The 11,073-nt window shown below is 61.4% G+C and carries 8 protein-coding genes; 5 read left to right on the top strand and 3 right to left on the bottom strand.

What is annotated here, in order from left to right; genetic code table 11:
• Window positions 1-627 precede the first annotated feature (627 nt).
• The 5 genes from ASF84_RS26120 to ASF84_RS26100 all read left to right on the top strand — a co-directional run bounded on the left by ASF84_RS26120 (window position 628) and on the right by ASF84_RS26100 (window position 6,188).
• Window positions 628-1,983 carry a spinster family MFS transporter gene (locus ASF84_RS26120; RefSeq protein ID WP_056841793.1) on the top strand — a complete coding sequence of 452 codons (1,356 nt, stop codon included), beginning with the start codon at window positions 628-630 and terminating at the stop codon, window positions 1,981-1,983.
• An 84-nt stretch (window positions 1,984-2,067) separates the two neighbouring features.
• Window positions 2,068-3,042, top strand: a complete 975-nt coding sequence (locus ASF84_RS26115) for an AraC family transcriptional regulator (RefSeq protein WP_056841792.1) — start codon at window positions 2,068-2,070, stop codon at window positions 3,040-3,042.
• 95 nt (window positions 3,043-3,137) lie between these two features.
• Entirely contained in the window at window positions 3,138-4,244 is a 1,107-nt protein-coding gene (locus ASF84_RS26110) for an NAD/NADP-dependent octopine/nopaline dehydrogenase family protein (protein WP_056841791.1), read from the top strand.
• Window positions 4,244-5,242 (top strand): 3-hydroxybutyryl-CoA dehydrogenase, encoded by a 999-nt coding sequence (locus tag ASF84_RS26105; protein ID WP_056841790.1) that lies wholly within the window; start codon window positions 4,244-4,246, stop codon window positions 5,240-5,242. Before ASF84_RS26110 ends, ASF84_RS26105 begins: the two co-directional genes overlap by 1 nt.
• A gap of 28 nt (window positions 5,243-5,270) precedes the next feature.
• A complete protein-coding gene (locus tag ASF84_RS26100; RefSeq protein WP_056841789.1) occupies window positions 5,271-6,188 on the top strand; it encodes a ketopantoate reductase family protein in 918 nt (305 codons plus the stop codon).
• 80 nt (window positions 6,189-6,268) lie between these two features.
• Here the strand turns inward: ASF84_RS26100 and mksF are convergent, their stop codons facing one another.
• Genes mksF through mksB form a run of 3 tightly spaced genes read right to left on the bottom strand, consistent with a single transcriptional unit; the run spans window position 6,269 to window position 11,023 of the window.
• Complete coding sequence (gene mksF, locus ASF84_RS26095; RefSeq protein WP_056841788.1) at window positions 6,269-9,085, bottom strand: Mks condensin complex protein MksF; 2,817 nt, start codon at window positions 9,083-9,085, stop codon at window positions 6,269-6,271.
• Window positions 9,082-9,756 carry an Mks condensin complex protein MksE gene (gene mksE / locus ASF84_RS26090; RefSeq protein ID WP_056841787.1) on the bottom strand — a complete coding sequence of 225 codons (675 nt, stop codon included), beginning with the start codon at window positions 9,754-9,756 and terminating at the stop codon, window positions 9,082-9,084. The genes mksF and mksE overlap by 4 nt, the downstream gene beginning before the upstream one ends.
• Window positions 9,746-11,023, bottom strand: a complete 1,278-nt coding sequence (mksB, locus tag ASF84_RS26085; protein ID WP_056841786.1) for an Mks condensin complex protein MksB — start codon at window positions 11,021-11,023, stop codon at window positions 9,746-9,748. The genes mksE and mksB overlap by 11 nt, the downstream gene beginning before the upstream one ends.
• Between the last annotated feature and the right edge of the window lie 50 nt (window positions 11,024-11,073).

Below are 11,073 nucleotides of genomic sequence, written 5' to 3'. Positions count from 1 at the left end.
GGTAGTGTGGAGCTTCTCCATGTGAGAGTAGGTCATCGTCAAGATTCAAACCCAGAACCCCTGATCGCTCTGCGATCGGGGGTTTTGCTTTGCGCGGAATAAAACATTCCCCGGTCGCTTACGATCAATCCTCACTCAGGCAGCATGGCCTCCCCGCCAGCCACATAAAGCTGCTCATACCGCACCATGCTCTCGGCAAGCCTCTGTCCGAGACAGGCATGCCCTCCCACGATGACAGCGCTCAGGCTGCCTGCACAAGGCTGCGCAATTGGAGAGTCACCTGCGCAATCGGGGAGGCTGGCAGGCCGTGCAATCGCTAGTTTAGGCGCGACGTCGGGGCCGGCAACCACACTGTTGTTAAGTGTTGTCGCAGGCACGACTGCGCCTTGCCTGACACGCACCGAGGCGCTGACTGTCCTGGCTCCAGCGCCTGCATAGCCCGGCGCATGATGACCTCATAACAATAAAAAGAGACCTGACCATGCTCGACCCCATCTTTTGTTACAGCTCTCATGCGACCCGCTCACCGGCGGCATGCATCTGCCCAGCCACTTTCCAGTCGCGATCCTGCGCACTGTCACACGGCGCGCCATGCGCTTGAGCGGATTCAACGAGGAGCAAACACGAGTGAATATCCAGGTCAATGAAGCGGTCCTGCACAAGAAAAAGACATACGTTTATGAGTGGTACGTGGTCACCCTGTGCATGATCGCCTACATATTTTCATTTATAGATCGGCAGATCCTGGCGCTGATGATCGAGCCCATCAAGGCCGACCTTCAAATCAGCGATACCCAGTTCAGCTTGCTGCATGGGCTGGCCTTTTCGTTGTTCTACGCGTTCATGGGCATGCCCATTGCGTATCTGGCGGACCGCTTCTCCCGTCCGAAGATCATCGCCGTCGGCGTGGTGTTCTGGAGCCTGGCGACGGCCGCGTGCGGCATCAGCAAGAACTTCCTGCATATGTTCCTCGCCCGCATAGGCGTCGGTGTCGGCGAAGCGGCCCTGTCGCCTTCGGCCTACTCGATGTTCAGCGATATGTTTCCCAAGGAAAAACTCGGTCGCGTAGTGGGTATCTACTCGATCGGCTCGTTCGTCGGTGGCGGTGTAGCCTTCCTGGTCGGCGGCTATGTGATTGCCCTGCTCAAGGACATGAACGCCATCGAAGTCGCCTTTCTCGGCGAGATGAAGGCCTGGCAGCTGGCGTTCTTCATTGTCGGCCTGCCCGGCGTGCTGGTAGGCCTGCTGATCTGGCTTACCGTCCGTGACCCGATGCGCAAGGGCCTGCAGGTCGATGCGCAGGGCAAGGCCCGCCAGGTTGCGCTGAGCGATGGCGTGCGCTTCCTCGGCCGCCATCGCGCCACCTTCACCTACCATTACCTGGGCTTTTCGTTTTACGCCATGGCGCTTTTCTGCATGATGAGCTGGAGCCCGGCGCTGTATATCCGCAAGTTCGGCCTGTCGCCAATGGACGCGGGCTACATGCTGGGTAGTGTGCTGTTGCTGGCCAATACCACGGGGGTGTTTTTCGGTGGATGGCTCACCGATTACCTGGCCAGGAAAGGTCATCAGGACGCCGCCATGCGCACCGGCGTCATCGGTGCGCTCGGCATGGCGGTGCCGGCCGTACTGTTCCCCCAGGCCGATCAGCTATGGCTGTCGGTAACCCTGTTGGTGCCGGCGATGTTCTTCGCTTCGTTCCCGCTGCCGGCGTCCACGGCGGCGATGCAGGTCCTGGCGCCGAATCAGGTGCGCGCACAGGTATCGGCAATGTTTCTGCTGATCAGCAACCTGTTGGGGCTGGGCCTGGGTACCACATTGGTGGCGCTGTTGACCGACCGTTACTTCGGCTCGCCGGCGGCCGTGGGCTCGTCCATGTCGCTGGTGATCGCCGGTGCATCGACCTTGACAGTGCTTCTGCTATGGTGGGGTTGCCGCTGTTTCCGAGAGAGCTATGCCCGGGAGTACCCGACCCAGGCTTGACCCGGATAATCCATGATCGGCACCTCGGCCTCGCTCCGTTTGAACGGCTCGGGGCCTTTCTGCTCCAGTGCGGGAGAGCCTCTGATGTTGAATGATGTACACCTGCTGGAAAAGCACAGCCTGCTCAACTCGGCCGATTATCGCGAGATCAAGAACAAGGTCAGCCATTACTTGTGCCCGCACAGCTTCAGGCTATTGCGCGACGAGCCTATTCACACCCGACTCAATGGCGTGTTTTTCGGCGACTCGGCGCTGCTGGACTTGTGCTATGGAGCGCCGGTCGAGATCAGCATCGGCGACATTGCCGATCAATACCTGTTTCGCATCACCTTGCAGGGCCAGTGCGAGGTGGCCCACGGGCAGCGCAGCGCGGCCATGCAGTCGGGCTACCTGAGCATCTCCTCGCCGTTCGCGACCAGCCGCATCATCACCGATGGCCAATGCCGCAACCTGATCCTGCGCGTCGACCGTGATGCCCTGGAAGCACAACTGCAACGCCTGCTCGGTCGTAGCCTGCGCCAGTCGGTGATCTTCGATGTCAGCGTCGACCCTCTGGGCGTTGGTGTCGTCAGCCTCTATCACACCCTGGACTATATCTGTCGGCTTTACGGCAGCGGTGTGGACGGTTCGCGCATCGCCAGTGGCCTGTCCGAATACCTGATGCAACTGTTGCTTACACAACTGCCGCATAACTACTCGGCGGATCTCTTGAACGATTCGCACGCGCCGCTACCGCACCATGTGAAAAAGGCTCGTGACTACATCGAGGAACACCTTGATGAACCGATCAGCCTGGCGACCCTGAGCGAGCTGAGTGGTGTCTCGGTTCGCACCTTGCAGAACGGTTTCAACCAGTTTCTCCAGCAGGCACCGGTCGAGTACATCCGTGATCGTCGCCTGGCAGTGATCCACGAGTCACTGAAGCAGGGCAGGTCCGGCGAAACCGTCACCGACATCCTGTTGCGTCACGGCATCAACAGCTTCGGGCATTTCTCCAGTGCCTACCGGCAACGCTATGGCTGCCTGCCGTCAGACACCCTGCGGCGACAGAAGCATTGAAACGCCTGCGTAATTCGTCACTCGGCTGCGCAATCGGGTAAGTGTGCGGCGGTAGGGATCAGTAGCATCAAGGCTCTTATAAAAGGAGCCTGTCCATGAATATTACCGTGCTGGGCGGCGGCCACGGCTGCTACGCCGCTGCTGTCGAAATGGCTGAAAAGGGGCACACGACCCGCCTGTGGCGCCGTGACGGCGCAGCACTCAAGGCGTTGCTGGAGATCGGTGGCCTGACGATCAGGGACTACCAGGGGACTCGCCAGTTATCCGTTGGCAAACCAGACGACACGCTGTCCCTGACCGACAACCTGGCCGAAGCCCTGAGTGACGCACACCTGGTGATCATTGCGCTGCCATCGACCGCCCACGAAGACCTGGCCCGGCACGTCGCCCCGCACTTGCGCGACGGCCAGGTCGTGTTCTTGCCGCCAGGCACCTTCGGCAGCTACGTATTCGCCAAGGCCATGACCGATGCAGGCAACCCGAGCAAGGTCGCCTTTGCTGAAACCGGCACGCTGCCGTACCTGGTGCGCAAGCACGGTGCCAGTAACCTGGTGATCAGTGGCTACGCCACCCGGCTGCCGACCGGTGTGTTTCCGAGCAGCCTGTCCGAGCACGCCTTCGCTGTGTTGCGCAAGGCCTACCCGAGCGTCGAGCCGATAGAGGACGCCCTGAGCGGGGCGTTGATGAACGCCGGTCCCATCATTCACCCACCGCTTATCATCATGAATGCCGGGCCGCTGGAGCATTTCGAGGCATGGGACATTCATAACGAGGGCACCCAGCCGTCCATCCGCCGCGTGACCAACCAGCTCGACGCCGAGCGCATGGCTGTACGCGAAGCACTGGCCTACGGCGCCCCGCATTTTCCATTAAGCGATCACTACAACACCGACGAGGGCGACGAGTGGATGTACGGTCGCGGTGCCCATGGCAAGCTGACCGACAGTGGCGACTGGCGTGAAAACATCGACTTGCAGACCCATCGCTACATGCTCGAAGACACCCGCCTGGGCCTGTCCTTCCTGGTTTCCGTCGGCCGCTGGGCCGGTGTGCCGACCCCGGTTGCGCAAGGCCTGCTGAGCATTGCTTCGGCCGTCGCGGACCGTGACCTCTACGCCGAAGGCCGCACTCTGGAAAACCTCGGTCTGGCCGACCTGAGCCGGGCGCAGATGACCGGGTTGTTGACCAGGGGCTACAACTGATGAGCGCCGAGCGGTTTCACGTCAGCGTGGTCGGTGCCGGCAGGATGGGCGAGGGGATTGCCCTGGCGTTCATCCATGCGGGTCTGCCAGTCAACCTGGTCGACATCAAGGATCGTGACGAAGACGAGCAACGAGCCTACTTCGAGCGCGTGCGCAATAATATCCGCAGTGAGCTACACAGGTTGGTACGCCTCGGCGTGCTTCAGGTGGAACAGGCGGACATCGCCCTGTCCCGGGTGACGGTGCAATCCAGATCCCAGGCCGCGATGACCTTGCCTCAGTGCGACCTGGTGTTCGAGGCGGTGCCGGAGGTCATTGCGGTCAAGCAGAAGACGTTCGCCTGGGTCAGCGAGCACGTTCCGGCGTCGACCATCATCGCCTCCACGACATCGACCTTCCTGGTCACCGAGCTGAGCGAAATGGTCAGTGAGCCGAAGCGCTTCGTGAACGCGCACTGGCTGAATCCGGCGTACCTGATGCCATTGGTGGAAGTCAGCCGCAGCGAGGCGACCTGCCCACAGGTGGTCGAGCGGCTGCTGCAATTGCTCAAGCGCATCGGCAAGGTGCCGGTGGTGTGCAATCCGGTGGCCGGCTACATCGTCCCGCGCATCCAGGCGCTGGCGATGAATGAAGCCGCACGAATGGTCGAAGAAGGCGTGGCCAGTGCCGAGGATATCGACACGGCAATACGCGTCGGCTTCGGTTTGCGCTTCTCGGTGCTGGGGCTGCTTGAGTTCATTGACTGGGGGGGAGGCGACATTCTCTACTACGCCTCGCGTTACTTGAGCGGCGCGCTGGCACCGCGTTTCGAGTCGCCCCAGGTGATTGCCGACAATATGCAAAACGGCCGTAATGGCTTGCGAGATGGCCAGGGCTTCTACGACTATCGCCACCTGGACGTGGAAGCCTACAAGCAGCAACGTCTCGGCGAATTTGTCCGCAAGCTGGAACTGTCGGGGCTGACGCCGGCGTTCGATGGCGCCTTGAAGCAGACCTGATGGTGCGTGTTCACCCGTTGGAGCAACCATGAAAATAGCCATTGTGGGCGCCGGCGCCATGGGCGCGCTATTCGCTGTTCGACTGGCGGTGGGCGGGCAGGAAGTCTCTTTGATAGAGGTTTGCCAGAGGACTGTCGAAGCCATCCAGCATCAAGGACTGAGGCTGGTGACCCCTGCTTCAAGTGAACGGGTCAAGCTGCCCATTGCCAGGGCTGACGCGTATTCGGGCACCTTTGACCTGCTGATCATCCTCACCAAGGGTTTCCATACCGAGGTCGCCATCGAATCGGTACGGCACCTTGTCGGGCCGGCGACATGGGTGCTTTCGGTACAGAATGGCTTGGGTAATGCGCCGCTTATTGCCAAGGTCGTGCCGGCCGATCACATCCTGGTCGGGATGACAAACCTGCCTGCCGACCTGCTTGAGCCAGGTGTCGTTCACAGCCATGGCGATGGCCATATCACTCTCTGGTCATGGGACGGCCGGGAAACCCCTGCGGTCCTGGACATCGCCAGGGTGTTTCAAGCCTCAGGCTTGCCCTGCCAGGCTGACCCGCACGTGCAGATCGCCATCTGGGAGAAGGTTGCCTTCAACGCGGCCCTCAACGGCGTGTGTGCGATTACTCGCCAGGCAGTGGGCTGCATCGGGCACTCCGAACATGGACGCCTGCTGGCGGCCAGCGTCATTGACGAAACGCTTCAGGTGGCTGGCGCAATGGGCATTGCGGTGCAGAAAGACCGGGTCAGGCAAGCCGTCGAGCATGCATTCGAGCATCAGGCCCGGCACAAACCCTCGATGCTGCAGGACGTGGAGTCTGGCCGAAAGACCGAGATCGACTTCATCCAGGGCGCGGTGGTGGAACTGGGTCGACAGAATGGCGTTCCTACCCCGGTTTTACAGTCGCTCCACCGCCTGGTAAAGCTCATTGAAGCGGGCTACACGTAAGCCAATGGCTTGATGGAAGGGCCGGGCCTGGCCTATAAAAAAGACCGCCTCAAGAGGCGGTCCCGGTACAACCGATCAACCTAAGCCACTTCTTCTTCCGGCTTGGCCGCTTCTTCACGACGATGAATATATTTCCAGTCGGCCTCATCGATATAAATACCGTTAGGCCCGCTGCCGGCCTCCAGGTCAATCGCCACATGGGCCGACACCTGCGGCTTCACGCTTGCCAGGATGGGTACAAAGCCCAGTTGCTGACTGGTTTCGAGCAATGCCGACTGGTTCTTCTCGTCGATGTCCGCGGCCTCGTCGAGGTAATAGGGCAGGCGCACACGCCCGGCCAGGTCGCGGTCCATCAAGTGCAATAGCAAGTACATGTTGGTCAGCGCCTTGATGGTCATTGTCGTACCGTTGGACGCTGCGCCGTCGATGTCCGTGTGAATCACCGGCTGGCCATTGACCTTGGTGATCTCGAACGCCAGCTCGAACAGGTCCTTCAGACCCAACTGGTTATGATTGGCGGCCACCAGGCGCGCCAGATACTCCTTGGCCTCTTCATTTTTCGAATCCTGCTCGGCACTCTGACTGAGGTCGAAGACCGACAGCGTCTCGCCTTCTTCGTACTGGCCGGCGCTGTGGATAATCTGGTCGATGTGCTTGAGCGCCTCCTTGTTGGGCGCCAGCACAATCCGGAAGCTCGCCAGGTTGGACACCTGCCGCTTGTTGATTTCGCGGTTGAACAGCGCCAACTGATGCTCAAGGCTTTCATAGTCGCTGCGGATATTGCGCAAAGTACGGGCAATGTCGGTCACCGCCGCACGGCGTGCCTTGCCCAGGGTCAGCGCTTCATCGGTGCGGTGGGCATACGCATTGATCAACAATTGCAGGCGCCGCTCGACATCTTCTTCGCTGTCGAACTTGGCGACACCTTTAAGGCGCACCTGCGCATACAAGGCATCGATCTGACCGTCGCAACGCTGCAGCGCCTGCCAGCTGTCCTGATAATCATTGAGCAGGGGCAGCAAGTTATCCACAGAGTCGTCGACATCCTCCATGAACGGCACCCCATGAGGCAGGTCGGCCGGCAGCAGCTGTCGACGGCGCAAGGCATCGTCCAGCGTGCGCTGCTTGGCTTCCAGATCACCGATCTGCCGCGCCACCAGTTGTAACTTGGCCGACAACTGCTGAACGCGTTCGGTAAAGGCGTCGCTGGAGCGCTTGAGCTCATCCTGAGCCGCTTCCAGTTGCGCCAGTTCCGCCAGCTTGCCCGGCTCTTCAGCACTCAGGGTCTGGCAACGACGGAAGTCTTCCAGCGCCTTCTGGGCATCCAGCACCTGCTTGTACAGCGCCTCGGTCTGGCTCTTGCTGGCAATGCGGTCGGAGGCCACGGCCTGTTGGGTCTTGAGCTGCTTGAGTTCTTTTTCCAGACGGTCCTTCTGGTCGCGCAGCACGGCGCGATCCGCCAGGGCCTGCAAGGTCGGGGGTTCGATGCTCGACAGGTTGATCGACAACCCCGGCACCTGGAATTGATCACCCTTGAACCGGTCCAGCAACGTCTGCAGCGAGCTGACCCAGGCCTGGCCATCGTCCAGCGCAATGCCATCTTCACCCAGTGGCAGGCTGAACAGCGCACCATTGAACAGGCGCATCAGGCGCTCGACATCACCCTGGGAAAACTCCTCGCACAAGCGCGCATAACTGTTGTTGTCAGCATGGTCCAGTTGCTGCTTCACCGACTTCAGGCGGCGCTCCAGATCACGCAGCCGCTCCTCCAGGTCCTCGGCACTGAATTGCCGCGACTGCGCCAGGGCACCAGCCAGTTCATCGTGGGCGTCCTTGGCGCTGAGCAGTTGCTGTTCCAGCACCCTGGCATCATCGACCAGGGCAAAGCGGTTGCGCAGCACCGACAGTTCGCCCAGCCAGCGTTGCAGGCTGCTGATCTCACGCTCCAGGCGCATCAGCTCCTGGGTGCTGTTGCGCTGGTCGTTCTGCATCACATCCTGCTGGGCCCGGTAGTGCTCGGCCTGGATGACCAGCTCTTCCTTGCGCGCACCGGAATAGTCCGACCAGGTGCCAAGCAGCGCATCGAGCAAGGGCGAGATACGGTGCAGCTTGCCGCGCAGCACTTCGCGCTGGCGAACGCCCGAGGCCAGCGCCTCGACCAGCGCCCCGGCCTGCACCAGCGAGTTGTAGTCCTGCTCCATGCGCCGCACATCGCGGAACGCCTCTTCACAGGCGGCAATGTAATCGACGCTGCCCGAGCGCAGGCTGTGCTCAAAGGCATCGAGAAACAGCTGCTTGAGCTTGGCGGCGGTGATTTCACGCATGTGCAGCAGGTTGATGAACAGCGCGCGAAAGGTCTTGAGGCTTTGCTCGCTGGTCGAGCGCAGCGGAATCAGCGTCAGGTCCAGTGGAATCGAAGTGTGACCCCCGACCAACAGGCGGCGCAGCTCATCGGGCTTGAGCTCATAGGCTTTCAGGCCGTGGCTGGCCAGGTTGTTGAACAGTTCTTTCTGGCGCAGGCAGGTGTCGTTCTTCTGGTAGTGCCCCAGGTCCAGCTCGCCGGCATAAGCAAAGAACTGGTGACCAAAGCCGCCCCCTGGCCCGCGCCCGACCACGCCAATCACATGCGGACCGTGGGCCAGGTTGACCTCGACCAGAATGTAGCTGGTGTCGGAGGCAAAATAGAAACGCCGTGATTGCTCCAGGCTGTACTTGCCGAAACTCATGTCCGACATGCGCGCCAGGATAGGAAATTGCAGAGCATTGATCGACGCACTCTTGCCCAGATTGTTTGCGCCATAGACCGACAGGGGGTACTCCAGCGGAAACAGCCCCAGGCTGTAGCCGGCGGTGTTGAGCAGGGCAAAGCGGCGAATGCCATAACGTTCCTGGCTCATGCATTGATCTCCTGTTGCTCGTCGGCGATGGCGCGGGCCAGGGCCTGCTCCTCGGTTTCCTGCACTTCGAAATCGTCGTCTTCCAGTCCGTCATCCACCAGCACCGGTGTCGGCAGCGGCAGATCACTGTGCAAGGCGGCGGCCAGGTCGCGGTCCTGTTGCACTGACAGGCACACATCCAGAAAACGGTGCATCGGTGGCAGGAAGCGATAGATGCCCACCTCTTCACTGGCAAAGCCCAGCTGGGTCATGCGGCGCATGATCTTTTCTTCCAGCTCTTCCTGGGTCTGTACCTCGGCCTGCACGAACAAGTCGCGGTACTTGTCCAGCAGCGAAGGCAACTCGTCACGGCCCAGGCTGCCGCCGTCGAGCACGTTGACCGGGTCGCGGCCCTGATCGGCCAGGTGCTCGACCAGAATGAAGGTGAACAGCGCCAGGCGCTGGGCCGTCTTGTTGACCTGGGCGGCGGCCAGCTCTGGCACGAAGTAATAAAAGCCGCGGGTGTCACACACCAGCTCGAACCCCAGTGCCTTGAACAACGTGCGGTACTGGTCCTGCGAGTTGGATAACTGCGCGTACAGTTCCGGGTCGCGGCGGCTGATGTGATAGCCCTTGAACAGCTCGCGAAAGATCGGAGCCAGTTGAGACATTTCAGACAAATCAAGTTGCATGTAGGACGCTCTCGGAATTCTCTGGCTGTTCGTTGCCAGCACTGAGCAGGGCGAAGGAGCGCAGGCTGACCCGATGCTCCAGGGTCAGGTAGTCGCGGCGCTCCAGGCGTTGGCGGGCAAAGCGCTTGTCGCGTGACAGGCGCGAGAACCAGTACAGCAGCTCATCGGTGGCGCCCTCTGGCTCCTGCTCCAGCAGCCAGTCCATCAGGTCGGGCAAGGGCAGGGCGTCTTCGCAGCGCTCAAGCATTTCCTTGACCGTGCGCGGCGCCCGCGGTTGTTCGCCGTTGCGCGTGGCGCTGGCCTTGGGAAACTTCGTCGGCTTGGGCTCGAAGTGCGCCAGCGCATAGACATACGCCTCGACCTGGCTGGCGCTGCCCAGGAATGTGCTTTGCGGTCGGGTGAACAGCGGCATGGCCGCCTGGGGCAGGGCGTCCAGGCCTTTGCGGCGGATCGCCGACAGCGCCAGCGCCGCCCCGCGGGTCACGGCGTTATGCCGGCGCGCTTCTTCACGCAGTGGCAGCAGCAGTTCGCGGGCATGGCGCAGGGTAAGTTGCGCGTTGGTCTGCATTTCCAGAATGCGTGCGTGGGTGCGCAGCAGCATGTCATCGTCGACCAGGTGGCCAAGGCGCTGCTGCTCGGTCAGCAGGTGCAGCAGCACCTTCTCGACCTTGCGCACGCCTTGTTCAAAAGCACCGTCAGCGTTGACCAGCTGGATCATGGGTTCGACGTATTCGTCCCAGGTCGCCAGCACCTCGGCGTAGCGCTGACGCAGCGGAATCTGCCGGTCCTGGGTCTTGGCCCGCTCGGCCACCGCCACCAGGGCCTGCTCGTCGTTGGCGAGCTTTTTCAGCACATCGCGCACGCGCATGTCGAGCAGGCGCAGCTGCCGCGCCAGGTCATTGGCATCACGAATGTCGAAGGCATCCTGGATATACCCGGCCAGGCGCTCCAGGTGGCGCAAGTACGCCTCGATTTCCAGGCACAGGCCCAGGCGATGCTCGTGCCGCAGGTAAGACAGAAAGTCGTGGATCTGCGCATTGAGCTCGAAGCGGTTCGGACTCTTGGCCACCGGCACCAGAATGTCCAGGCGGATCCACACGTCCAGCAGTTGGGTGATGTCCTGCGCGGTGCTGTCTGGCTGGCGGGCGGCCAATTGCAGGCGCAGCTCGCTCAGGCTCAGGGTGCCCTGGTCAAAGTGCTCGCACAAAGGCTCCAGCAAGGCCCAGTGTTCGGCCAGGGCGCGCAGGACGCGCTTGGGTTCGATCATGACAAGTCGACCGTGGCAAATGAAAGGCCGCGATTGTACTGCATCGTCCG

The organism is Pseudomonas sp. Leaf127 (assembly GCF_001423155.1).
In the GTDB taxonomy this organism is placed as follows: Bacteria; Pseudomonadota; Gammaproteobacteria; order Pseudomonadales; family Pseudomonadaceae; genus Aquipseudomonas; species Aquipseudomonas ovata.
This window is presented reverse-complemented; position numbering and strand designations above follow the sequence as displayed.